This window comes from Flavivirga spongiicola (assembly GCF_030540825.1).
Classification (GTDB): domain Bacteria; phylum Bacteroidota; class Bacteroidia; order Flavobacteriales; family Flavobacteriaceae; genus Flavivirga; species Flavivirga spongiicola.
The window spans coordinates 1,505,123-1,528,660 of sequence record NZ_JAUOEO010000001.1 but is presented as its reverse complement, the minus strand read 5'-3'; the positions used below and the strand labels follow the sequence as shown (position 1 = coordinate 1,528,660).

Genomic DNA, 23,538 nt, shown 5'->3' with positions numbered 1-23,538 from the left:
CGAAATATTTGTGAAGTTATAAACTAACTACTTCAAATTCTATGATTTATGTCAGGAAACAAATGTTAATGGCGAGGAGTTATAATCTGGAATTTGGGTTGAAATTGATACAGTATAGACATAAAAAAATCATTCACACATCAATAGAGTATATAAATGATTTTTCAGTATAATTTTAAAACTACAGATTTTAGTAGTTCACTATTCAGCATGTAACCAAGCTTTTTTCTCAAGTAAAGTCTCTTCAGATTCAACATGGTCTTCATCAGGTACACAACAATCCACGGGACATACAGAAGCACACTGAGGTTCCTCATGAAAACCTTTGCATTCTGTACACTTCTCTGGTACAATGTAATAAAATTCATCAGATATTGGATCGTTCATTTCATCAGCATCAGCATCTTCTCCATTTAGAAGTGTTACGTTACCACTTAAAGCAGTTTCGTCTGAATATGCCCATTCTTGGTCGGGCTCATAAATCGCATTATTTGGACATTCCACAATGCAAGCATCACAATTAATACATTCATCTGTTATAATAATAGCCATAATAGAACATTTAATAAAATAAATATTTGTAAATTTAGATTAGATTTCTGATTTTAAGGATGATAAAAATCATGTTTAATTTCATAAAGTGAAATTATATTTGGAAACTATCTAAAGATACACTTTTATCTAAAGATACACTTTTTAGCTTAAATTTTGATAATTCTAAATCATTAATATAATATGGCTACAATACAATCAAACAAACAGCATGAAGTTCTTGAGGCTGTAATTATTAGATTTGTAGGAGATTCTGGAGATGGTATGCAATTAACAGGGACTCAGTTTTCTGATACTTCCGCAATGTTTGGAAATGATATTGCAACATTTCCTAATTATCCGGCAGAAATAAGAGCACCACAAGGTAGTTTGTATGGGGTTTCAGGTTTTCAAGTGCATATTGGAAGTGTTGAAATTAGTACGCCCGGTGATGAGGTAGATTTATTGGTAGCGATGAATCCTGCTGGTTTAAAAACAAACTTGCATGCTGTAAAACCTGGCCATACTATAATCGTAGATACAGATGCTTTCACAAAAAAGAATTTAGAAAAAGCACAATACGATTCTAACCCTTTAGAAGATGGAAGCCTTGAAAATTATCGAGTCATTGAAGTTACCATGACATCTTTAACCAAAGAAGCTTTAAGAGACGTAGAGGGGTTAGACAATAAAAGTATTACCCGAAGTAAGAATATGTTTGCTTTAGGTATGGTGTACTGGATGTACGATAGATCTACAGAACATACTATTGAATTCTTTAAGAAAAAGTTTAAAACGAAGCCTCCTTTAATAGAGGCCAATACAAAAGTATTAAATACAGGATATTATTTCGCTGAAACTTTGGAGTTAATCCCAAATTCGTATACAATTTCTCCAGCAAAAATGGAAGCTGGTACCTATAGAATTATTATGGGAAATACAGCTACCGCTTGGGGGTTTTTAGCCGCTGCAGAAAAATCGGGGCTCGAGTTGTTCTTAGGGTCTTACCCTATTACACCAGCTTCAGATATATTACATGAACTCGTAAAACACAAACATTTTGGAGTAAAAGCACTTCAAGCTGAAGACGAAATTGCCGGGATAACATCTGCAATAGGAGCATCATTTGCAGGAGATTTAGCAATTACTACAACTTCTGGACCTGGATTGGCATTAAAAGGAGAAGCATTAGGCTTGGCTATGATTATTGAAATGCCATTGGTGGTTGTAAATGTACAACGAGGAGGGCCTTCAACGGGATTGCCGACTAAAACAGAACAGTCAGATTTGCTTCAATCCTTATATGGAAGAAATGGTGAAAGCCCAGTCATTGTAATTGCGGCAAGCACCCCAGCCAATTGTTTCGATTTTGCTTATGAGGCGGCAAAGCTCACATTAGAACATATGACGCCTGTTATATTATTATCTGACGGCTATATCGCCAATGGCTCAGCGCCATGGAAAATAAAATCGGTTAGTGATATGCCAGACATTAAGAATAATATTATTACAGAACCCGATGAAAATTGGCACCCGTATGATAGAGATGAAAATACACTTGCGCGAAAATGGCCAATTCCCGGAACTTTAGGTTTGGAACATCGTGTTGGGGGATTAGAAAAAGATCGAGTGAGTGGTAATGTATCATATGTTGCCGAAAACCATGAGTATATGACTAAGATAAGAGCCGAAAAGATTAAACGTGTTCAGAATTATATTCCAGATATTGAAACCGAATTTTGTGATTCAGGAGATTTATTGGTTATTGGTTGGGGAGGTACTTATGGGTCTTTATATTCAGCAGTTAAACAGATTAATGAACAAGGATATACCAATACTGGGCTTGCACATTTCAATTATATAAATCCGCTACCTAAAAATACAGAAGCCGTTTTAAAACGTTTTAAAAAGATTTTGGTTTGCGAATTAAACACAGGACAGTTTGCTAAAGTGTTAAAAATGAATTTTAACGGATTTGAATTTTTACAATTCAATAAAATACAAGGGCTTCCATTTGGAAATAGTGAACTAATAGAGAAGTTTAAACAATTAGTGAAATAATTATGGAAACTACAACAGAAAAAAAATATACGTTTAAAGATTTTGCAAGTGATCAAGAGGTAAGATGGTGTCCTGGTTGCGACGATTATGTGATTTTGAGAGCCATGCAAAAAGCACTTCCAGAAATGGGCGTTAAAAAAGAAGATGTCGTTTTTATTTCTGGTATTGGGTGTTCATCACGATTCCCTTATTATATGAATACCTATGGCATGCATAGTATACATGGAAGAGCTCCAGCAATTGCAACGGGTGTTAAATTAGCAAACCCAGACTTGAGTGTATGGGTAATCACTGGTGATGGAGACTCCATGGCAATTGGTGGCAACCACTTTATTCATGTATTACGTAGAAATGTAAATTTGAATGTTATATTATTCAATAACGAAATTTATGGCTTGACTAAAGGTCAATTCTCGCCAACATCTTTGGTAGGGCAAAAAACAAAATCATCGCCTTATGGTAATACACAGCAACCGTTTTCTCCAGGTGAGTTAGCTATAGGTGCGCAAGCACGATTCTTTGCTAGAATAGGAGGAAATACCCCTAAAGAAATGACTCAAATTTTTATTGATTGTGAAAAATTTAAGGGGACGTCTTTAATAGAAGTATTGCAAAATTGTCCGATTTTTAATGATGGCTGTTTTGATGAGTTCACAGACAAGAAAGTAAGAGAGGATAAACAATTACATGTTGAGCATGGTAAACCCATGATATTTGGAAAAGAACGAGATAAAGGTTTAGTGTTAAATGGGCTAAAATTAGAGGTAGTGACCATTGGTGAAAACGGCATAGAGCAAGAAGACCTTTTAGTTCATAATGCCAAAGAAGAAGACCCAACAATGCACCAAATGTTGGTCCGATTAAGGTATCCGCTAGTTACAGGGATTATTAGAAGTTTTGATGACGTGACTTTGGAAGAACGGAAAGATGTCCAAACAAAAGAGGTTAAGGCAAATTCGAAATTTAGAAAAACAGACGATTTGTTTTTTGCTGGTGATATATATAAAGTTGATTAATCTAATAAAGTAAATAATGGGATCGGAAGCTATCATCGTATTTTTTATTGCAGGAGTAGTCATGGTTGCTGGTGCAAATTTTTTATCTAATTTAATTTCACATAAATCAGATAACCCCCAAAAGCGAGAGCCATACGAAAGCGGCATGGTAACTAAAGGATCTACTTGGGTTCAGTTTAAAGTAGGCTATTATTTATTTGCTATTTTGTTTTTAATTTTTGATGTAGAAGTGGCATTTTTAGTTCCTTGGGCGGTTGTTTTTGGAGATATAGGAGGTGTCGCTTTTTTTGAGATAATTATTTTTCTAGTTATTTTAGGATTAGGGCTATTGTACGCTTGGAAGAAAGGAGCATTAAAATGGGAGTAGACAAAACGAATCAACCAGATAGAATACCTGAAGATTTTCCAGGAAAAGTTATTCCTGCGGGAAATGGCGCTAATGTTGTTGTGACTTCACTGGACAAAATAATAAATTGGGGACGTGCAAATTCACTGTGGTCATTGTATTTTGGCACGAGTTGTTGCGCCATAGAAATGATGCAAACGGGAGCCTCGAGACATGATTATTCAAGATTTGGTTTTGAAGTCGCCAGACCTTCTCCCAGACAAGCCGATTTAATAATTATTGCCGGAACTATTGTCAATAAAATGGCACCAGTATTACGGCGTTTGTATGATCAAATGGCTGAGCCAAAATATGTAATAGCCATGGGAGCTTGTGCCATTTCTGGAGGACCGTTTTTTTATAATACCTACTCGGTAGTTAAAGGAGCAGACCACGTTATTCCTGTTGATGTTTACGTGCCAGGTTGTCCACCACGACCAGAGGCATTACTGGAAGGCATGTTGATGCTTCAGGATAAAATACGAACAGAAAACATGAAACAAAAAATCAACCCTATTGAAGGGTTTGATGAAGGTTTATATAATAAATGATGACAAACGAAGCATTACAACATTTAATTGGTGGCTGGTTTCCAAATCCGGAAGCGGATAGCGTGTCTGATGTTAAACAGCATGCCGAAACGGATGAAGTTTTAGACGAAAATAGGGAGCCGTCAAAACCAATTAATCCTAGCCTTTTGGAATTTACAGAAGAAGGCTCTCAGTTTTTAAACATTACAGTACAACCTGAACAATTTTATGCCTTAATGGCCAAGTTAAAAACGAACGAAGAAACTCATTTTGATTATTTGTTTTGTCTAAGTGGTGTTGATTGGGGGGAAGAACTAGGCGTTGTGTATCATTTAGAGTCTACAGTTCATAGGCATACAATTGTTGTAAAAGTTAAAACAGAAGATAGAGAAAATCCAAACTTCGATTCGGTTTATAATATTTGGGCAACCGCCGAATTTCATGAACGTGAAGTGTTCGATTTTTTTGGAATAAAATTTAATAATCACCCTAATTTAAAACGACTTTTTTTAACAGAAAACTGGGAGGGTTTTCCGCTAAGAAAAGATTATGTAGATGAAATTAACATGGTTATAAAATAAATAATAATGGAGTCAACGCCTATAAATAGTAGTTTTAAAACGGAACCATACCAAATTAATATGGGGCCTCAACATCCTGCAACGCATGGGGTTTTAAATCTTCTATTAACAATTGATGGTGAAATTATTAAAAAAGTGGAACCAGATTTAGGCTATATACATCGTTCTATTGAAAAAATGTGCGAACGGGATAGCTATCAGCAAATTGTTCATCTCACCGATAGAATGGATTATTTGTCATCTAATATAAATAATGAAGCCGTTTGTTTAGCCGTTGAAAACGCCTTGCAGTTAGAAATTCCAGAACGGGTAAAAGTGATTAGAACCATTATTGGAGAGCTGACCAGAATTTCATCGCACTGTTTGTGGTGGGGTGTCATGGGAATGGATGTTGGTGCGTTAACTACCTATTTTTATGGCTTTAGGGATCGTGAAATGCTTAATGATATTTTTGAAGAAACTTGTGGTGCGCGATTGACTATGAACTATAATGTTCCAGGTGGATTAATGCTTGATATTCATCCAAATTTTGTAAAACGAGTTAAAAAATTTGTAACGCATTTTAAAACAAAGATTCCTGAATATGACAGGCTATTAACTGAAAATGTCATTTTTCAAAAAAGAACAAAAGGCGTTGGAATACTATCAAAAGAAGATGCCATTTCTTTTGGAGTATCAGGCCCTGTTGCTCGTGCTTCTGGGGTTTCATGCGATGTTAGGAAATATCACCCTTATAGTGCTTTAGATAAAGTTACATTTAAAGAATGCTTAAAAACTGAAGGCGATACATTTGCACGTTACCAGGTTCGAATTATGGAATTGTGGGAATCGTTGTCAATTGTAGAACAACTTATAGATGATATTCCAGAAGGAGAGCACCGTGTGACTACAAATGCAGTCATTAAATTACCAAAAGGAGAATTTTATCAAAAAGTGGAAACAGCGAGAGGAGAACTTGGAGTTTATATAATAAGTACAGGAACTAAAAACCCGTATCGATTAAAATTCCGCTCACCAGGATTCTCAAATTTATCAGCATTAAATCATATGGCAGTAGGTGGTAAAATTGGAGATTTAGTTGCTACAATGGCGACACTGGATTTGGTGATTCCAGATATAGATAGATAAGAAGTGACAGGTGACGGATGACTGATGTTTGATGATGAAAAAAAGATATTTTTATTGTGGAGAGTAAATTTAAATTTGAGAAATTAAAAATATGGAATAAGGCTATGGATTTGAGTGATGATATAGATAGGTTAACTGAGAGTTTTCCGAAAAAAGAATTATATAACCTATCATCACAAATAAGACGTGCCTCAGATTCCATTGCATTAAATATATCCGAAGGATCTATTGGACAATCAAATCCAGAACAAAGAAAGTTTTTAGGATATGCTATTCGTTCATTAGCTGAAGTGGTAACGTGTTTACACAAAGCCAAAAGGAGGAATTATATTGTAGAAAAAGAGTTTGACAACTTTTATGAAGAATCATTTCATTTAATGAATATGATGATTTCATTTAGAAATAAATTATAATGTTTGGATTAATCATTCAATATTGGTCATTGGTTATAAACCTTCGGTCTTCGATCTTCGGTCTTCAGTCATTGAATATAATAAAAAATATTCACGACTGGCTTTTTAGCATCATGCCGGAGGGTGTTGCAAATATTGTTGAAATGGTGTTAATAGGGGTCGCATATCTTACCTTTTTTGCCATAGCTGGATTGTTTTTGGTTTTAATGGAACGTCGAGTAGCCGCTTGGTTTCAATTACGAATTGGACCTAATAGAGTTGGCTATCAAGGGCTATTACAAACAATGGCTGATGCCTTAAAACTGGTGTCTAAAGAACTAACGGGGACTGTAAAAGCCGATAAGTTCTTATATAATTTAGCACCTTACTTTGTGATTATTTCAGCATTAATGGCATTGGCAGTGATGCCATTTACTCAAGAGATACAGGCTTTTGATATTAATATTGGCATCTTTTTTTTAATTGCAATTTCTTCTATTGGAGTTATTGGGATTTTGTTAGGAGGGTGGGCAAGTAATAATAAATTTGCTTTGATTGGGGCTATGCGAAGTGGTGTTCAAACTATTAGTTATGAGCTTTCAATAGGACTGTCACTTTTAACTATGATTTTAATGACGGGGTCTTTACAGCTTTCAGAGATTGTTACTGTTCAAAAAAGCGGATGGCTTATAATACAAGGTCATATTCCAGCCGTCATTGCATTTATGATTTATATGATTGCAGGAACAGCAGAAACTAATAGAGCCCCTTTTGATATGGTTGAAGCTGAGTCGGAGCTAGGAGCAGGATTTCATACAGAATATTCCGGGATGAAGTTTGCTTATTTCTTTTTAGCTGAATTTATTAACATGTTTATAATAGCAGCTATTGCCACTACTATATTTTTTGGTGCCTGGTTATCACCATTTGGAATTACAGAATCTATACCTTGGTTAGGCGTGTTTTGGTTTATGGGAAAGACATTGATTCTTGTGTTTTTAATGATGTGGTTTAGATGGACGTTTCCACGATTAAGAGTAGATCAATTGTTAACATTAGAATGGAAATATTTACTACCAATTAATCTAGTAAATATTGTGATTATGGCACTAATTGTTTGGCTTAACTTAACCATAAAGTTTTAAAGTGTATGAGTTATTTTTCAGACATATATAAAGGAATAAAGACACTACTCACTGGTATGAGTGTTACAGGAAAGTATTTCTTGACCTCACGAAAGGGAGCTATTACACAACAGTACCCAGATAATAGAGCGACGTTGAAAATGTTTGATCGTTTTCGTGGAGAAGTCATCATGCCTCATGATGAAAATAATGAACATGCATGTACAGGCTGTCAGAAATGTGAGATAGCGTGCCCTAATGGAACGATTGAAATTATTTGGGATAGAGGTATTAATGAAGAGACTGGTAAAAAGAAAAAGAAGATAGATAAGTTTGTGTATCATTTAAGCTTGTGTACGATGTGCGGTTTATGCATTGATGTTTGCCCAACCGATGCTATAGAATGGGGGCAAAATTTCGAAAACTCGGTTTATGACAGAACAAAACTAACCCGGGTTTTAAATAAACCTGAATCTAAATTGAGACCTGGAATAGAAGATTAAGCGTATGGAAAAAATTATATTTTATAGTTTGGCATTGGTAATGATTGTTTCAGCAATTGCCTCGGTTAGTAGTCGAAAAATGCTACGGTCTGTCATCTACTTATTATTTACACTTGTTGGTGTTGCTGGAATATTCTTTTTAATTGATTATAATTTTCTTGCAGCCGTTGAACTTACTGTATATGCAGGAGGAATTATAGTGCTTATGATTTTTTCTGTACTCCTTGTGCATCACATTGAGATGAAATTAGAAGTGGCAAAACTTTCAAAACGTATACTGGTAGCTATAGTATGTGCTATTGGAGCTGGTGTATTTATTTCAACAATTTATTCATATGATTTTAAGGAGGTAAGTATTGCCACAACAACGACCACGACTCAAATAGGTACTGGCTTATTAAGCTATAAAGCAGGAGGCTTTATTTTGCCTTTTGAGGTTATTAGTGTGCTCCTATTAGCTGCTATGATTGGAGCTATTATTATAGCCAAAGGAAAGAAACTGGATGATGTAAGACGGAAGACTGAAGAGAGAGGTTAAACTAGGACGTATATGAAGTTTGAATTTGAAAAATATTATGAAGAATTATTTGCCTTAATGAATATGATGATAGTATTTAAAAATAAAATAAATTGAGTTTGAGTAAGGAGACATCGGTCTTCGGTCATCAGACTTCAGGCCTAATTAGAAAACTATGATAGAAGGCATTAGCATATACGAAATATTGACCCTAACCACGATATTATTTTTTATTGGTGTTTATGGGTTTATTACCAGAAAAAACTTGATTTCCATATTAATTTCTGTTGAATTGATTTTGAATGCATCGGTTGTAAACTTTGTTGTAATCAACAAGTATTTATATCCAGATATATTACAAGGGGTATTTGTTTCAATTTTTATTATAGCTGTTGCCGCTGCAGAAACTGCATTGGCTGTATCAATAATAATTAACCTTTACAGGCAAATAAATTCGGTAGAGGTTAAAGACACTGAAGTTATGAAGTATTGACCTTTCAAGTATTTAAAGTGTAACTAAAATGAACAAAAGTTTTTAAGTTATTTATAAATAGAAAAAATGTATTAGAAATAATAAAGAAATCAAGATTAAGAATGAAAGTAAAAACTTTAGGCACTTCAAGTACTTTTAACTTTAGACACTTAACTCTAGACACTGCTAAATTATGAACATTAGTTACATCATATTAATCCCGATGATTCCTTTAGCAGTTTTCTTGCTCCTAGGAATTTTTAATCAGAAAATTAAACCATCTATTTCTGGATACGTTGGTGTGCTTGGATTATTAGCATCGGCAATCTTGTCTTTATATGCAGCCTATCAATACTTTTTTATTGATGGTAAAGTTGATGGCGTCTATCAAACATTTGTAGATAAAACAGTGTGGATGAACTTTACTGAAACACTCCATATTGATATGGGAATTTTGATTGACCCCATTTCGGTAATGATGCTTGTGGTAGTTTCTGTAGTGTCTCTAATGGTACATGTTTATAGTAGAGGCTATATGAAAGGTGATGATGGGTATACAAAATTCTTTGCATTCTTATCGCTATTTACATTTTCAATGTATGGTTTAGTTTTAGCGACAAACCTCTTTCAAATATATATCTTCTGGGAGTTGGTTGGCGTGTCGTCCTATTTATTGATTGGATATTATTATACAAAACCATCAGCGGTAGCAGCCGCTAAAAAAGCATTTATAGTGACTCGTTTTGCCGATCTGGGATTTCTTATAGGTATTTTAATAATGGGATATTATACCGGAACTTTCGATTTCGAAACCTTAAATAACCCTGAAGGAAGTGCCATCTTAAATTGGGCATCTACATCGTTCATGGGATTATCAGTTATTACTTGGGGATTATTATTAATATTCATTGGAGGTGCAGGAAAATCTGCTATGTTACCATTTCATATTTGGTTACCTGATGCTATGGAAGGCCCAACGCCGGTGTCAGCGTTAATTCATGCAGCAACTATGGTGGTGGCAGGTATTTATTTGGTAGCGCGTTTGTTCCCTATGTTCTATTTTGTCGAGAATGGATTTGCTCTTAATATAGTCGCTTATGTTGGCGCAATTTCATCGTTGTTTGCAGCAATTATTGCCATTACACAAACCGATATTAAGCGGGTACTTGCATTTTCCACCATGTCTCAACTTGGCTATATGATGTTAGCTTTAGGTGTTTCCGGTTACGATGGACATGAAGGGATTGGCTATATGGCCTCTATGTTTCATTTGTTTACTCATGCCATGTTTAAAGCATTATTGTTTTTAGGAGCAGGATCTGTTATTCATGCGGTACATAGTAATTATTTAAAGGATATGGGAGGTTTACGAAAGTACATGCCTATAACAAATATGACATTTTTAATTGCTGCACTAGCTATTGCTGGAATGCCGCCTTTTGCAGGTTTTTGGAGTAAAGACGAAATTTTAGTAGCAGCTTTTGAGCATCATAAACTCATTTATTATATAGGTGTGTTTGTTGCTGGATTGACTGCTTTTTATATGTTTAGAATTTATTTTGGAATCTTTTGGGGAAAAGAAAAAGAATACGAACATAAACCAAAAGAATCACCATTATCAATGACGTTCCCTCTTATGGTTTTAGCGTTGTTAAGTGTTATTGGAGGGTTTATCCCTTTTAGTGAGTTTGTCACAGCAGATAAATCAGGTTTTGAAGCACACTTAAATTATCCGTTGGCAGCCATTGCTGTAAGTGTTGGTTTAGTAGGAATCATTCTTGCTTGGGTATTTTATAAAAAAGAAAATAATCTAGCCGATAAATGGGCTAAAGCATTTGGACCATTTTATAAATGGACCAGCGATAAGTTTTACTTTGATGAGATCTATTTATTTATCACAAAAAAAATACTGTTTAAAAGAGTATCTGCACCTATTGCTTGGTTCGATAAAAAAGTGGTTGATGGAACTATGGAAGTCATTGGTAACAAAACTGTTTTGACTTCTAAAAAGATAAAAGGACTCCAATCTGGGAAAGTGCAAGATTATGCATTTGCGTTTGTTGGAGGTACGGTAATTCTTGCTCTAGTGTTTATTTATTTATGGACAAACTAAAAGATTAATATGGATATTTTATCACTCTTTATAATAGTACCGATATTAACTATTCTGGCTTTAGTTATTACTAAAGGGTTGAAACAAGCAAGAGTAGTATCAATGATAGGAAGTATCGTTCAGCTTGGGATGGCTATTAATCTTGTGTTTGCTTATTTTTCAGAAAGAGCTATAAACAATGATATCATGGTTTTTACCAAAGATGTGGTTTGGTATAAACAGTTCAACATTCATTATAATATTGGGGTTGATGGTATTTCGGTGGCCTTACTGTTATTAACATCTATTGTAGTGTTAGCTGGTGTTTTCATATCATGGAAAATGAAGGATTTACCTAAAGAATTTTTTATATCTCTTATTGTACTATCCATTGGGGTTTATGGTTTCTTTATTTCTTTAGATTTATTCACCATGTTTGTCTTCTTTGAAATAGCCGTAATACCAATGTATTTACTAATTGGCATTTGGGGTTCTGGCCCAAAAGAATACTCCGCTATGAAATTAACACTCATGTTAATGGGGGCTTCTGCTATTTTATTAGTTGGGATTTTAGGAATTTATTTTAATTCCAATGCAGATGGCGGTGCACTAACATTTAATATCTTAGAAATAGCACAAGTTAATATTCCTCTTGAGGCGCAAAAATTATTTTTCCCATTAACCTTTATAGGGTTTGCAGTAATCGGAGCATTATTCCCGTTTCATACATGGTCACCCGATGGTCATGCGTCCGCACCAACTGCGGTTTCTATGCTTCATGCAGGCGTATTAATGAAATTAGGGGGTTATGGTGTATTTAGAGTTGCTATGTATTTACTGCCGCAAGGCGCTTTAGATTGGTCATGGTTCTTTATCATATTGTCTGCTGTAGGTGTGATTTATGGAGCCTTTGCAGCGATAAAACAAACGGATTTAAAATATATAAATGCTTATTCATCGGTGAGTCATTTAGGTTTGGTGTTGTTCGCGTTACTGATGTTAAATAAAACGGCTTGGAATGGCGCCATATTACAATCGTTGTCACATGGTTTTATGACAGCACTTTTCTTTGCTTTAATTGGGATGATTTACGGCAGGACACATACCAGAGATATTACAAAATTGGGAGGCCTGTTAAAAGTGATTCCGTTTATTTCGGTTATTTACGTTATAGCCGGTTTAGCATCATTAGGTTTACCAGGGTTTAGTGGTTTCGTGGCCGAGATGAATATTTTTGTAGGGGCATTTCAACATGATGATATGTTTTATCGAGTGGTGACCATCATTTCGGTATCCGCTATTGTAGTGACTGCTGTTTATATTTTAAGAGTGGTTGGCATTATGCTAATGGGGCCAGTGAAGAATGAAGCCTATTTAAAGTTAGAGCAGGTAACATGGTATGAGAAATCCGGAATACTCTTATTGCTAATTCCAATTGTGGGAATGGGCGTAGCCCCATTATGGTTAAGTGATATGATATTAGAAAGTTTACATCCTTTTATTCAAGGATTGTTATAGAGAAAGTTGAAAAAACATGAAGAAAAGATTAACCACAAAGACCAAGAAGAAGCTACAAAGGACACCAAGTTATGTCTCCGTGAACTTTGTGAAAAAATCTTTGTGCCCTTTGTGGTAAAAAAACATATAAAATGAATATTGATAGTTTCCTTTTAATGCGACACGAAATACTACTCTTAGCAGTTGTTTTATTGCTGGTTGTTGCCGAAGTCTCCATATCACAAAGTAAAAAAGATAGTATCGTGCATTTGGCTATTTTTTTGTTTGGGATTCATACTATAATTGGGTTTTTAACTATTGATTATGGGAATTTGTTTGGAGGGATGTTTCACACCAATGCTCTGATTCATTTTTTTAAAAATGTGCTAAATGTAGGTGTTCTTGTTCTGTTGTTGCAGTCAGGGGATTGGTTGCAGGAAAAAATAGTACAGCATAATAGAGGAACAGAATTTTTTATACTTCTTTTTTCATCGCTATTAGGTATGTATTTTATGATTTCGGCAGGTGATTTTTTAATGTTTTATTTGGGATTAGAACTATCTGTACTTCCTGTAGCTGCTTTAGCTGCTTATGAAACGACAAAGCGGAAATCTAGTGAAGCTGGGATTAAATTAATAGTATCATCTGCCCTAGCATCTGGAGTATCGTTATTTGGCATTTCCATGTTATATGCCACAACAGGGTCCATTTATTTTAATGATATAGCCGAAGTAATTACTACAACCAATTTATCTGTTTTGGGATTTATTTTGTTTTTTGCTGGTCTGGCATTTAAAATTTCGTTGGTACCGTTTCATTTCTGGACTGCCGATGTTTACGAAGGGGCTCCAATTAGCATTGCTTCATATCTGTCTGTGATTTCTAAAGGAGCAGCTGTATTTATTCTAATGATTTTGTCGTTTACAGTTTTGAAACCCTTGATGCATATTTGGGAAAACATGGTATATGTTATTGCTATTGCTACCATGTTTATTGGTAATTTATTTGCATTACGCCAGCAAAATATGAAACGGTTTTTAGCATTTTCATCAATAGCACAAGCCGGTTTTATTTTATTAGGATTAATTGTTGGAAATCAATTAGGAGCAGCAACGGTTGTATATTTTGTACTGGTGTATGTGTTTTCAAATTTAGCTGCTTTTGGAGTTGTTCAGGCAATTTCTAATAAAACCGGAAAAGAAAATATAACAGATTACGAAGGCTTATATAGAACAAATCCAAAATTAAGCTTAGTGATGATGTTAGGCTTGTTTTCTTTGGCCGGAATTCCACCAGTTGCTGGATTTTTTGGAAAGTTTTTCTTATTCACGGCAGCAGCAAGTGAAGGCTATTATCTGTTGGTTTTTATAGCTGTGGTTAATGTCACCATCTCATTATATTACTATTTACTAGTAGTTAGAGCAATGTTTTTGCGAAAAAACGAAAACGCGATTCCATTTTTTAAGAGTAAGATTTATATGAGGTTGGGGCTTATTATTACTGTGATTGGTATTTTAGCTCTTGGGTTATACAGTCCGTTATACAATTATATTTATGAAATGAGTAATATCTTTAATTAAGAAATTATGGCGTTAACAGGGAAACATATGTTTGGAAGTATTGAAGATACAAGAGTCACTTTTGTTGAAAAAGGAGTGAGTTCAGGTCGACGAGATTTTTTAAAGACACTTTTAGAACATAATGGTTTTGAGGTAATAATTCAAGAAGACAAAAGAAAAACAGAAGAAGATCCTCAATTATATACGGTAGCTGTTACCGATATGGTTTTCAACCCTACCATTTGGGTGTTTCAGCGTAAATTAAAGACTTTTGATGGTCATAAAGTAACTCAAGATTACTGGAATCAAAAAACCGAAGACACAAATCCTCATTATTGGAATAACGGTAAAAAGACATAAACGTTACAAAATACAAATCTTTACTTATTAGTAAATAAACAGAAATAATTTGTTTATATCAGTTATACTTTGAATTTACACAAAAAGAAAATGATGGATTTTTGTGATAGATGAGGCATAAAAATCAAGCATAGCCTTAGCTCTGTTTTATTTTTATAACGAAATGTAGTGCAAAAAGATACATTTTATTGGGTAAATTCAAGGTGTAAATGGTATTACTTCTCAATCTATCATTTTTTTCTATTAAAAATTAGTTTTCTTAAATTCCTACTAAAATAGTAGGAATTAATTTTTTTATTCTGAATTAAGTATTATTTTTGGCGAAATTTTTGCACTAAAACACTAATGGTTGATATTAATATAAAAATAAAGGATAGAGAAGGCACATTACACGATATTGTCGCCCCAACAGATATGGCAATGAATCTTATGGAAGTTGTAAGGTCTTATGAATTAGCTCCCGAAGGCACTATCGGTGTCTGTGGAGGCATGGCTATGTGCGCATCATGCCAATGCTATGTAGTAAGTGAAACAGAACTACCAGAAATTAGCGACGATGAAGAAGCTATGCTTTCTGAGGCTTTTGATGTAAAAGACAATAGTCGTCTGGGGTGCCAGATACAAATGACTCCGGATATGGAGGGACTGGAGGTAGAATTGGCTCCAGAAAGTTAATTTCTTATATTTATGCTATGAGAAAGACTGCCTTTTTAGTTTTATTATTGTTTGTATGCTTGTCTTTTACAACTCAAACAGGTAAACTTATAGGGAAATGGACTGTTGATAAGATTGTTTATGAAGACGGAAAAGAAGACAATGGATTTAAGTTTCTAGAGTTTTTAAAAGATGGAAAACTACAAGGAGGTGTTGCAGGAGAAGAAGCTTCAAAGTTTGGGAAATGGAAATATAATGGAAAGGATAATATGTTGACTATAAGCTCTGAAGTGAATAGAGGTGGTGATGGAGATTATACTGTATTAAAGTTAACAGATATTCAATTAGTTATAAAAAAGGATCAGGTAGAAATTCATCTTAAACGAGACGAATAATAATAAAAGTAAAGAAATTTCTCTAAGAATTGGGTTCAGCTTCTTGAGTGGAGTCGAAAGACTCATCCGTCACTTTGTCGAAAAGCAAAATCACCACCAAACCAAGAATACTTTTTTTAATGCACCATTTTTAAATTTCACCCAGCACAATGAAGAAAATTGCTGTTCAAAATAATCTTTAGCGATGACTTCAAATTCGTTAAAGCCCCTCCACGCTACATTTGTGTGTGGAATGACCAGCCAATCTTTCTTTTTGGGTATATAAAACTTGCAATTATTAAATTGAACGAGTTGATTTTTATTGATATAGAAACCAATAATACAATCTGTATTTAGTGTTTTAAGTTGAATGTCTTGATTTGAAAAAGGAACAAACAATTGCGCTTTGAAATAGATCTGTTGCGAAATATCTTCTGATTTTAAATGTAGAGTTTTTAAATAGTTTTTACATGCATTAGCATGTAAAAGAGGTAATTGTTTATCTTTCAGCTTAGTGATTTTTTCTTTTAAAGAATCTTTTCTGTTTGGACCAATAAAGTGTTCAATTTCGTTTGTTCCAACCGAGCTGTCATACAAATAGAATTTATAAATAATCTCCAGATGAATGGGTTTATTGTTTTTAAGTAGTAAGCAATCTAATTCTCCTAAAGTTATTTTATTTTGTTGAATTTGAATGTTTTCAGCTAAAATCGAAATGTTTTCATACTGCTCTAATTCAAAAGAAACAAATCGTTCAACATATTTACCTAAACGTAGTTTCTCATCAATACTAATATCAATTTTATCAGATTTTGAAACGATTTCAAATGGATTCAAATTAGAAACGATATCCTTTTTCCATAAAAAAGGGGTGTTTAAAAAGCCTATATATCTTTTTTGAAGCATTGTTTTTTTTGTAATTATAGACTTTTTTTATTCAATCAATTATTTCAAAAATATTAAAAAAGTTGAATTTATATTTATACAAAATCAATACATTATATTTTTAAGAGATTCTTCATAGCTTGGTTATTACCCTCGAAACATAATATATTATGTTTCGAGGGTAACACTCAGAATGACACTTTTTAGATCTTATTTTTATGAACCTAATTGTTTAAAATGGCGATTCCTTTTTGTAATCGTTTTTTAAATAAATAGATGCCTAATAAGCCAATAAAGACACAAAGTATAAACTCTATTATTATATGCTTACCGATACCATTTAACTTTAAAGGTTTATAGGTGAATTTTGGTAAGATACGATAGTCTTTTGTTGTAAAAGCTTGCTTACTATATAGCATAAAAATTAAATGGTTTCTCCAATGCTTAGAAAAAGTCAATGCTTGATTTTTGAAATTTTGATAATCAGCAGTAGAATTTCCGGAAATACGATTCATTTCTTTATTAATGACTAAAGAAGGAGATAACCATGTCCATTTTTTAACCCAAGATTGTTGCGCCTTAAGTTGTTCGTCATATAAAGAAAATAAAGGGTTTATTTCTTGAGCAACTAAATCTAAGCTTGCCATATATTTATGCCAGAAAGTATAGTTTCCTTTGTCTTCTTTTGAAGCTAATTCGGGATGATCTCTTAAATAATGGTCCAATACCTTATCTTGTTTTTTAGAAACATCTACTTTTAATGTTCGCATAGTATTTACCATTTTGCTTCTGGAAGGAATAGGGTAAATATTATTGGCTATTTGGTTTATTGTAGAAGGAATCAGTAATACTAAAAATACCCATAAGCCAATTAAAAACACTGCATTTTTAGCTGAAGAACTACCCATCAGATTAATTAAAAATGACAAGGAGAACCAAAATAGCATATACACTAATATAAGTCCTAGTAACCAGATAAATTGAATTTGAACAAGGTCAATGCTATTAATTAAAAATGAGATCACTAATGCAATAATCACAATTAGACTTAGCCAAAAAAAGCGGAGTAGCATTTTTTGAAATATCCATTTATAAATAGAAATAGGTTGTGATGCTAATAAGCGGAGTGCTCCACGCTCTTTTTCAGCCGATAAAATATTGTATGAAAAAGCAATAATGAGCAAAGGCAGCAAATAAATAATTACAAATGTAAGATCAAAACTTCCAAATAATAACTGTATAGAACTTGTCATTTCGGTAAAGTCAATACTAAAATCATCATCAACCGTTATAGGCATAATAACATCAGTAAAAATATCACTTTGACCAATTGCGATAGCACTCATGCCGTTTGGTGTCATGGTTACAGCTCTGGGGTGTTGATAACCTATGGCCATAGGTGTATTGGGAATCTGTCTAAAACTGGTTTTTACTTCTAGCCCCTTTTCTACAGAGTCTAAAAGTTTGAGCATATTAGCATCACTCAGCTCTGTTTTTGTTTCAATATTTGTTATTTCCTTTATGCGCTTTTGTGTTCTGGAATTTCCATTAAATGCCGCAAAGGCAAACGTTATAACGAGCAATAAACCAAGAATTGGCAACCACTTGTTACGAATAAGTAATTTAAGCTCGTATGTAAAATTATAAGAAAACATATTATATTTTTTTAGTTGAAGTAAATAACAATATCGCAGAAAAAATCACCCAAAAGATCAAAAGAAACGTATTCGTTTTTTGATGATTTATAACAGTACTTAATTCAGCTGGTGTATAAGTAAAGTTGGGAAGTGTTTTCCAAAAATCGGCGTCGGCTCTATATCCCCGTTCGCCATATTTGGAATTGTTCATATTATTGTCATTTAAAAACTTTTGTGTTTTTATTCTGTAAGCTTCGGCTGCTTCTGCAAAAGCCATATGGCTTTCATAATCTGTACCTGCAATTCCCATAGACAAAAATCTTGTGGGTAAAAAAGGAGAGATAAAAGCTAAGGCCTTATAGGTATTTGCCTGATTAGAGAATTGTTGTTTCAGCTTACTATATTCTTTAAAATAGACTTCAGCTTCATGCTCTTCACCTTTTTGCATAATGTAACCACTAAAATTAAAAGGAAGTTTAGATACATGATCTACATTGTGTTCTTTTAGTAATTTGTCTTTTAGGGCTTTAGATTCTTTACTCCAAGGATTATGCCCATTTAAACCACCTTTTTTAGCTTCTTCTAAATGACTCAAAAATGTTTGTTTTGTTGGGTAAGGGTAATTTAGCTCGGCAATGTTTGAAGCTGTTTTTGGTGCTATAAAGCAACTTATAATCCAAAAAGATAAAGCACTTACTAAGGATATACCAGAGCGTTTTGTTATGGCAGAAATCAACAAAACTATTTGAGTAAAAACAAGATAGTAGAGCAAATAAACTGTGTAAAGAGAAAATAATCTTGTCCAATTAAAAGCGCCATAATCTTTTAAGAAGGATAAAATAACACCAGCCACCAGGAATAATATACTACAAATGATAAATACTGGAATGTAAACTGCAATTAATTTGGCTATGGTAAGCTTTAGATTGGAAATACCTTGGCTTTTTAACAAAACATCTGTGCCTCCTTCCTTTTCTTTAGTGAATGTATTATAGCCAATAATGATAATAAGTAAAGGCATAACAAATAATAAAATGAAATCTGGGGTTAGTTCACCAAATCTTGATAGCCCGGTTTGGTCTCCTGCGGCAGAGTATTGGGCTTCATTTCTTGAGTGTGCTTCCAAAAAAATAGAGACCCCTTCATATTTATCAACGCCTTGATCTAATAAAGCCAAGGCATTTTTAGGCTTAAATACATAGTTGCCAAAGTGTGCAGCTGAGTGCGGATTTTTCTCTCCTTGATTATCCCATACATTGCGCTCTGTACTTTGAGCAACTTTATATTGTTTGTTTGTACTTTTATATTGGTTAATTCCAATAACTACAGCTACAGTAATTAAAAGAAGAACGAGAAGTGCCGAAAACTGAAACCTTCCGTCTCTAAAGATTTCTTTTAATTCTTTTATAATCGTTTTGCGTATCATAAAAACAAGTTTAATAGTTCATAGTTTCCAGATAGTGTTTTTCCAGTTCAGAGAGCGATAATTGGTCTGCTACAAATTGATGTTGTATCTCTCCATGTCTCATGATACCAATATGAGTAGCAATTTCTTTAGCTCTAAATATGTCGTGTGTAGCCATTAAAATAGCTACACCCTTTTGTTTTAATTTCTTTAAGAGCATTCCAAATTCGTTACTTGCTTTTGGATCTAGTCCTGAAGTAGGCTCGTCTAGCAATAATAATTTAGCATCTTTAGCCAATGCAATAGCAATACCTACTTTTTGACGCATTCCTTTAGAAAATGCTTTTATTTTTTTGTTGAAGGCGTCTTGTTGGAGTCCGGCTTCTTGTAAAAATACTTCCATCTCGCTTTTGGTTAATGCTTTACCTGCTATTCCTGAAAAATAATCAAGATTTTCTAATGCTGACAATGAGGGGTATAGCATGAGGTTTTCTGGTATGTATGCCAGATATTTTTTGGTTTCTAAAGGTTGCTTGGTAACATCAATATTATTGATTAAAGCAGTTCCTGAAGAAGGCTGAATGAAGTTGAGTAGTAAATTTATAGTGGTGCTTTTGCCAGCACCATTTGCGCCTAATAAGCAGTATATCTCTCCTTGTTTTATGCTTAGGTTTAAGTTATTCAAGGCGGTGAAATCACCATATTTTTTTGTAAGATCTGTAGTTACAATCATAATTAATAAATTAAGTGTATGTTAATAAAAGCCTTATGGGTAATATAAAGCCATGCCCTATAAGGGAAATGTATATAAAGTATGTTTTTTAAGTATTCCTAAGAACTAAAAAGAATAGGAGGTGGTTTGTTAAAAAAATAATCGGTTATAATTGTTTTTTTAACTACTCTGGTAATGTCAATATTGATTTTTAACCTATGCTCAGTAGTGTTAAGTACTATTTTAGGTGAAGAGGAACTGGTAAGGGAAAAAGGCTCTTCTTGCTGGGCAATAAGCAGACAATATTCACATTCAATAGGATCACTTTCATCACTATCAAAAAGGTGAGTGAAAACGTGAAAATTAATAGTGTTTGTTAAAAGTATAACTCCTAGCAAACAACTGATTAAAATATTTTTATGCTGATGGTTCACGGGGCTAAAATATTGTTTTTTTTTAAGTGTTCTATGTTTGATTTGCCTAAATATTTGTTAATAGTTTTTTAATTAAAAAATGGTATTAAAAGATTCTAACGTCTGTATTTAAGTAAGTTATGATTTTGTTTAAGCCCCTAATGAGGACTATATAAGGAGTTATTCAGTGATATACAATGATAGCTTTACAGGACCTTCAAGGAGTGTTCTAACAATTTGTAAGGTACCATCTTCTTTAGTTGCTATATGCCATTTAACAAGTGCAATTTCACCATTTTCAATTTCAATACCTGTGATACTTCGTGGATGCACGCAACTACCATCATTAAAGAATGCAATATCACCAGGTTCAGGAAAACGAGGTCTGTGCGTATGGCCAACAATCGTTAGTAAATTGTTGTTTTGACTTATCCACTTTTTGGTTCGTCGTTCTATTTTAATAAGTCCTTTGTAATTCTTGGCAGGGCTTGTTGGGTCTGCAATTCCCATTACATTTAAGGGTTTCCAAAGAACACGTACCATAAACCGACTCCATTTCCAAAACAAAAAATTCCACCAATCTGCCTGATGTCCATGGGTTAAAAATAATTCCTGAGCTGTTTTTCGATGTTTTAAAACAATACCTTCATGATAGGTAATGTTTCTAAAAAGTTCAACATCCTCTCCCGTTTTAGCATCAAAATAAGTGGATAAATGTTTTTTAACATAATCAGGATTTCGATAAACCATATCATGATTACCCCAAATCATATGCAGTCTATTAGCTTTATGAAACAATTTCATAAGCATAAACACGTTTTTATGTGCATTTAAAATAGCACTAAAAGAAATGTTTTCCCAAAGTTCGTCACCATCACCAAGTTCACAATATTGAAATCCTTCTTTATAATAATGCTTTAAAGCATGAAAGTAGATGTTCCGGTTATTTGCAAAATCGTCTGCAAAACTATTATCGCCCCTATGGCAATCGCTGAACAAAATAAACTTACTTGAATCATCGAAGTCAATGATTTTAGCAGTTGCATAAGCTCTATCTAATCTGGTTTTTGAAGACATAGAGTAAATGTAAATAAATTTCAATAAAAAATGCTTCCCAATTTGAGAAGCATTTTTATGAATTTTATTTTCACAACGATTTACCGGCCAGCTGAGTGAAATAATTAAATAAGCTTTAGACTTTATTTAAAAGCATTTAAACCAGTAATATCCAGACCTGTAATAAGCAAATGTATATCGTGTGTGCCTTCATAAGTAATGACACTCTCTAAATTCATAGAATGGCGCATAATACTGTATTCTCCAGTAATTCCCATGCCACCAAGCATTTGTCTTGCTTCTCGTGCAATGTTAATAGCCATATCTACATTATTGCGTTTAGCCATAGATATTTGAGCGGAAGTCGCTTTACCATCATTGCGTAAAACACCAAGTCTCCAAGTTAATAGTTGGGCCTTAGTAATTTCGGTAATCATTTCTGCCAATTTTTTTTGTTGCAATTGAAACTGACCAATAGGTTTTCCAAATTGCATGCGTTCTTTGCTGTATCGAAGTGCGGTATCATAACAATCCATTGCAGCCCCAATAGCTCCCCATGCAATGCCATAACGTGCTGAGTCTAAACATCCAAGCGGCGCTCCTAAACCTGATTTGTTAGGTAATAAATTCTCTTTTGGTACTTTGACATTATCAAAAATAAGTTCACCAGTTGCTGAAGCACGTAGTGACCATTTGTTATGCGTTTCTGGAGTTGAAAAACCTTCCATACCACGCTCAACAATTAAACCATGTATACGTCCGGCTTCATCTTTTGCCCAAACAACCGCTACTTGAGCAAATGGCGCATTGCTAATCCACATTTTGGCACCATTTAAAAGATAATGGTCGCCCATATCCTTAAAATTTGTAACCATACCTGCTGGGTTGCTTCCGTGGTCAGGTTCTGTTAATCCAAAACAGCCAACCCATTCGCCACTAGCTAATTTTGGTAAATATTTTTGACGCTGTTCTTCGTTACCATATTTCCAAATAGGATACATAACTAATGAAGATTGTACTGAAGCCGTACTTCTAACCCCAGAATCTCCACGCTCTATTTCTTGCATGATTAAACCATAAGAAATTTGATCTAATCCGGCACCACCGTATTCCATAGGTATGTATGGACCAAATGCACCAATTTCGGCTAATCCATTAATAATTTGCATTGGAAACTCTGCTTTTTGGGCATAGTCTTCAATAATTGGAGACACCTCACGTTTTACCCATTCACGGGCAGCATCACGTACTAATTTGTGTTCATCAGTTAATAATTCATCTAAATTATAATAATCTGGAGCTTCAAATAAATCTGGTTTCATTCAGTTGAGTTTTTTTAAAATTGTGTAATTGAGAAATTATAAACTCTTTTTTTGTTAAAAATGGAATAATTGACCAAATTTAAATAAATCAGCTGAGAAATTTCAAGATAAGAATCATTATTTAAGCAATAGAAAGATTCTTCTATTCGATAAAATAGTATTAGTCTAGTTGTTCGTTCTTATTTTAACAACAAAACATTTGTTAGGAGTAAATAAGCACCAGATCACAGAAAAATGAAGTGTTAAGAAATCTAAATATTATTGTTTGTTTTTTTTCATTGATAAAAAACAAACAATAATATCGATTTGTGTCATTATATTTGTTACTAGTT

The 23,538-nt window shown here is 33.8% G+C and carries 24 protein-coding genes; 17 read left to right on the top strand and 7 right to left on the bottom strand.

Annotated elements, in window-relative coordinates; translation table 11 throughout:
* Positions 1-201: 201 nt before the first annotated feature.
* Complete coding sequence (locus Q4Q47_RS05840) at positions 202-552, bottom strand: 4Fe-4S dicluster domain-containing protein (protein WP_303305713.1); 351 nt, start codon at positions 550-552, stop codon at positions 202-204.
* A gap of 183 nt (positions 553-735) precedes the next feature.
* On the opposite strand from Q4Q47_RS05840, the gene Q4Q47_RS05835 reads away from it, so the two are divergent.
* The 17 genes from Q4Q47_RS05835 to Q4Q47_RS05755 all read left to right on the top strand — a co-directional run bounded on the left by Q4Q47_RS05835 (position 736) and on the right by Q4Q47_RS05755 (position 15,797).
* Positions 736-2,592, top strand: a complete 1,857-nt coding sequence (locus tag Q4Q47_RS05835; protein WP_303305712.1) for a 2-oxoacid:acceptor oxidoreductase subunit alpha — start codon at positions 736-738, stop codon at positions 2,590-2,592.
* A 2-nt stretch (positions 2,593-2,594) separates the two neighbouring features.
* On the top strand, positions 2,595-3,608 hold the full coding sequence (locus Q4Q47_RS05830) for a 2-oxoacid:ferredoxin oxidoreductase subunit beta (RefSeq protein WP_303305711.1): 1,014 nt from the start codon (positions 2,595-2,597) through the stop codon (positions 3,606-3,608).
* 16 nt (positions 3,609-3,624) lie between these two features.
* A complete protein-coding gene (locus tag Q4Q47_RS05825) occupies positions 3,625-3,975 on the top strand; it encodes an NADH-quinone oxidoreductase subunit A (RefSeq protein WP_303305710.1) in 351 nt (116 codons plus the stop codon).
* Positions 3,966-4,544, top strand: coding sequence for an NADH-quinone oxidoreductase subunit B (locus Q4Q47_RS05820; RefSeq protein WP_303305709.1), 579 nt, complete (start codon positions 3,966-3,968; stop codon positions 4,542-4,544). The genes Q4Q47_RS05825 and Q4Q47_RS05820 overlap by 10 nt, the downstream gene beginning before the upstream one ends.
* Positions 4,541-5,104, top strand: a complete 564-nt coding sequence (locus tag Q4Q47_RS05815) for an NADH-quinone oxidoreductase subunit C (RefSeq protein WP_303305708.1) — start codon at positions 4,541-4,543, stop codon at positions 5,102-5,104. The genes Q4Q47_RS05820 and Q4Q47_RS05815 overlap by 4 nt, the downstream gene beginning before the upstream one ends.
* A 6-nt stretch (positions 5,105-5,110) precedes the next feature.
* A complete protein-coding gene (locus Q4Q47_RS05810) occupies positions 5,111-6,232 on the top strand; it encodes an NADH-quinone oxidoreductase subunit D (protein WP_303305707.1) in 1,122 nt (373 codons plus the stop codon).
* A gap of 56 nt (positions 6,233-6,288) precedes the next feature.
* The gene (locus Q4Q47_RS05805) at positions 6,289-6,645 is read left to right on the top strand and encodes a four helix bundle protein (protein ID WP_303305706.1); all 357 of its coding nucleotides are present in this window, start codon (positions 6,289-6,291) and stop codon (positions 6,643-6,645) included.
* A 71-nt stretch (positions 6,646-6,716) separates the two neighbouring features.
* Complete coding sequence (nuoH, locus tag Q4Q47_RS05800; protein ID WP_303305705.1) at positions 6,717-7,769, top strand: NADH-quinone oxidoreductase subunit NuoH; 1,053 nt, start codon at positions 6,717-6,719, stop codon at positions 7,767-7,769.
* A gap of 5 nt (positions 7,770-7,774) precedes the next feature.
* Complete coding sequence (locus tag Q4Q47_RS05795; protein ID WP_303305704.1) at positions 7,775-8,251, top strand: 4Fe-4S binding protein; 477 nt, start codon at positions 7,775-7,777, stop codon at positions 8,249-8,251.
* Positions 8,252-8,255: 4 nt separating this feature from the next.
* The gene (locus tag Q4Q47_RS05790) at positions 8,256-8,789 is read left to right on the top strand and encodes an NADH-quinone oxidoreductase subunit J family protein (protein ID WP_303305703.1); all 534 of its coding nucleotides are present in this window, start codon (positions 8,256-8,258) and stop codon (positions 8,787-8,789) included.
* Positions 8,790-8,943: 154 nt separating this feature from the next.
* The gene (gene nuoK / locus Q4Q47_RS05785) at positions 8,944-9,261 is read left to right on the top strand and encodes an NADH-quinone oxidoreductase subunit NuoK (RefSeq protein ID WP_303305702.1); all 318 of its coding nucleotides are present in this window, start codon (positions 8,944-8,946) and stop codon (positions 9,259-9,261) included.
* A gap of 172 nt (positions 9,262-9,433) precedes the next feature.
* Positions 9,434-11,353: an NADH-quinone oxidoreductase subunit L gene (gene nuoL, locus Q4Q47_RS05780; RefSeq protein ID WP_303305701.1), complete on the top strand. Its 1,920-nt coding sequence runs from the start codon at positions 9,434-9,436 to the stop codon at positions 11,351-11,353.
* A gap of 9 nt (positions 11,354-11,362) precedes the next feature.
* A complete protein-coding gene (locus Q4Q47_RS05775) occupies positions 11,363-12,850 on the top strand; it encodes a complex I subunit 4 family protein (RefSeq protein ID WP_303305700.1) in 1,488 nt (495 codons plus the stop codon).
* A 131-nt stretch (positions 12,851-12,981) separates the two neighbouring features.
* Complete coding sequence (locus Q4Q47_RS05770; RefSeq protein ID WP_303305699.1) at positions 12,982-14,409, top strand: NADH-quinone oxidoreductase subunit N; 1,428 nt, start codon at positions 12,982-12,984, stop codon at positions 14,407-14,409.
* A 6-nt stretch (positions 14,410-14,415) separates the two neighbouring features.
* On the top strand, positions 14,416-14,748 hold the full coding sequence (locus Q4Q47_RS05765) for a hypothetical protein (protein ID WP_303305698.1): 333 nt from the start codon (positions 14,416-14,418) through the stop codon (positions 14,746-14,748).
* Between the two features lie 345 nt (positions 14,749-15,093).
* Positions 15,094-15,423, top strand: coding sequence for a 2Fe-2S iron-sulfur cluster-binding family protein (locus tag Q4Q47_RS05760; RefSeq protein ID WP_303305697.1), 330 nt, complete (start codon positions 15,094-15,096; stop codon positions 15,421-15,423).
* Positions 15,360-15,797 (top strand): hypothetical protein, encoded by a 438-nt coding sequence (locus tag Q4Q47_RS05755; protein ID WP_303305696.1) that lies wholly within the window; start codon positions 15,360-15,362, stop codon positions 15,795-15,797. Before Q4Q47_RS05760 ends, Q4Q47_RS05755 begins: the two co-directional genes overlap by 64 nt.
* A gap of 90 nt (positions 15,798-15,887) precedes the next feature.
* Here Q4Q47_RS05755 and Q4Q47_RS05750 read toward each other — a convergent pair whose 3' ends face one another.
* The 6 genes from Q4Q47_RS05750 to Q4Q47_RS05725 all read right to left on the bottom strand — a co-directional run bounded on the left by Q4Q47_RS05750 (position 15,888) and on the right by Q4Q47_RS05725 (position 23,206).
* Positions 15,888-16,682, bottom strand: coding sequence for a DUF1853 family protein (locus Q4Q47_RS05750; RefSeq protein WP_303305695.1), 795 nt, complete (start codon positions 16,680-16,682; stop codon positions 15,888-15,890).
* Between the two features lie 203 nt (positions 16,683-16,885).
* Positions 16,886-18,316: a DUF3526 domain-containing protein gene (locus tag Q4Q47_RS05745; RefSeq protein ID WP_303305694.1), complete on the bottom strand. Its 1,431-nt coding sequence runs from the start codon at positions 18,314-18,316 to the stop codon at positions 16,886-16,888.
* Between the two features lies 1 nt (position 18,317).
* The gene (locus tag Q4Q47_RS05740; protein WP_303305693.1) at positions 18,318-19,724 is read right to left on the bottom strand and encodes an ABC transporter permease; all 1,407 of its coding nucleotides are present in this window, start codon (positions 19,722-19,724) and stop codon (positions 18,318-18,320) included.
* A 10-nt stretch (positions 19,725-19,734) separates the two neighbouring features.
* The gene (locus tag Q4Q47_RS05735; RefSeq protein ID WP_303305692.1) at positions 19,735-20,436 is read right to left on the bottom strand and encodes an ABC transporter ATP-binding protein; all 702 of its coding nucleotides are present in this window, start codon (positions 20,434-20,436) and stop codon (positions 19,735-19,737) included.
* A 572-nt stretch (positions 20,437-21,008) separates the two neighbouring features.
* Positions 21,009-21,905 (bottom strand): metallophosphoesterase, encoded by an 897-nt coding sequence (locus Q4Q47_RS05730; RefSeq protein WP_303305691.1) that lies wholly within the window; start codon positions 21,903-21,905, stop codon positions 21,009-21,011.
* 122 nt (positions 21,906-22,027) lie between these two features.
* Complete coding sequence (locus tag Q4Q47_RS05725; RefSeq protein ID WP_303305690.1) at positions 22,028-23,206, bottom strand: acyl-CoA dehydrogenase family protein; 1,179 nt, start codon at positions 23,204-23,206, stop codon at positions 22,028-22,030.
* Positions 23,207-23,538: the final 332 nt, after the last annotated feature.

What these genes read in the sequence shown, in the direction of transcription:
- Q4Q47_RS05745 (WP_303305694.1), bottom strand. Translation starts at nt 18,316, where the DNA reads ATGTTTTCTTATAATTTTACATACGAGCTTAAATTACTTATTCGTAAC.
- Q4Q47_RS05765 (WP_303305698.1), top strand. Translation starts at nt 14,416, where the DNA reads ATGGCGTTAACAGGGAAACATATGTTTGGAAGTATTGAAGATACAAGA.
- Q4Q47_RS05815 (WP_303305708.1), top strand. Translation starts at nt 4,541, where the DNA reads ATGATGACAAACGAAGCATTACAACATTTAATTGGTGGCTGGTTTCCA.
- Q4Q47_RS05770 (WP_303305699.1), top strand. Translation starts at nt 12,982, where the DNA reads ATGAATATTGATAGTTTCCTTTTAATGCGACACGAAATACTACTCTTA.
- Q4Q47_RS05760 (WP_303305697.1), top strand. Translation starts at nt 15,094, where the DNA reads ATGGTTGATATTAATATAAAAATAAAGGATAGAGAAGGCACATTACAC.
- nuoL (WP_303305701.1), top strand. Translation starts at nt 9,434, where the DNA reads ATGAACATTAGTTACATCATATTAATCCCGATGATTCCTTTAGCAGTT.
- Q4Q47_RS05820 (WP_303305709.1), top strand. Translation starts at nt 3,966, where the DNA reads ATGGGAGTAGACAAAACGAATCAACCAGATAGAATACCTGAAGATTTT.
- Q4Q47_RS05840 (WP_303305713.1), bottom strand. Translation starts at nt 552, where the DNA reads ATGGCTATTATTATAACAGATGAATGTATTAATTGTGATGCTTGCATT.
- Q4Q47_RS05825 (WP_303305710.1), top strand. Translation starts at nt 3,625, where the DNA reads ATGGGATCGGAAGCTATCATCGTATTTTTTATTGCAGGAGTAGTCATG.
- Q4Q47_RS05790 (WP_303305703.1), top strand. Translation starts at nt 8,256, where the DNA reads ATGGAAAAAATTATATTTTATAGTTTGGCATTGGTAATGATTGTTTCA.
- Q4Q47_RS05795 (WP_303305704.1), top strand. Translation starts at nt 7,775, where the DNA reads ATGAGTTATTTTTCAGACATATATAAAGGAATAAAGACACTACTCACT.
- Q4Q47_RS05730 (WP_303305691.1), bottom strand. Translation starts at nt 21,905, where the DNA reads ATGTCTTCAAAAACCAGATTAGATAGAGCTTATGCAACTGCTAAAATC.
- nuoK (WP_303305702.1), top strand. Translation starts at nt 8,944, where the DNA reads ATGATAGAAGGCATTAGCATATACGAAATATTGACCCTAACCACGATA.
- Q4Q47_RS05750 (WP_303305695.1), bottom strand. Translation starts at nt 16,682, where the DNA reads ATGCTTCAAAAAAGATATATAGGCTTTTTAAACACCCCTTTTTTATGG.
- Q4Q47_RS05830 (WP_303305711.1), top strand. Translation starts at nt 2,595, where the DNA reads ATGGAAACTACAACAGAAAAAAAATATACGTTTAAAGATTTTGCAAGT.
- Q4Q47_RS05740 (WP_303305693.1), bottom strand. Translation starts at nt 19,724, where the DNA reads ATGATACGCAAAACGATTATAAAAGAATTAAAAGAAATCTTTAGAGAC.
- Q4Q47_RS05775 (WP_303305700.1), top strand. Translation starts at nt 11,363, where the DNA reads ATGGATATTTTATCACTCTTTATAATAGTACCGATATTAACTATTCTG.
- Q4Q47_RS05725 (WP_303305690.1), bottom strand. Translation starts at nt 23,206, where the DNA reads ATGAAACCAGATTTATTTGAAGCTCCAGATTATTATAATTTAGATGAA.
- Q4Q47_RS05810 (WP_303305707.1), top strand. Translation starts at nt 5,111, where the DNA reads ATGGAGTCAACGCCTATAAATAGTAGTTTTAAAACGGAACCATACCAA.
- Q4Q47_RS05735 (WP_303305692.1), bottom strand. Translation starts at nt 20,436, where the DNA reads ATGATTGTAACTACAGATCTTACAAAAAAATATGGTGATTTCACCGCC.
- Q4Q47_RS05835 (WP_303305712.1), top strand. Translation starts at nt 736, where the DNA reads ATGGCTACAATACAATCAAACAAACAGCATGAAGTTCTTGAGGCTGTA.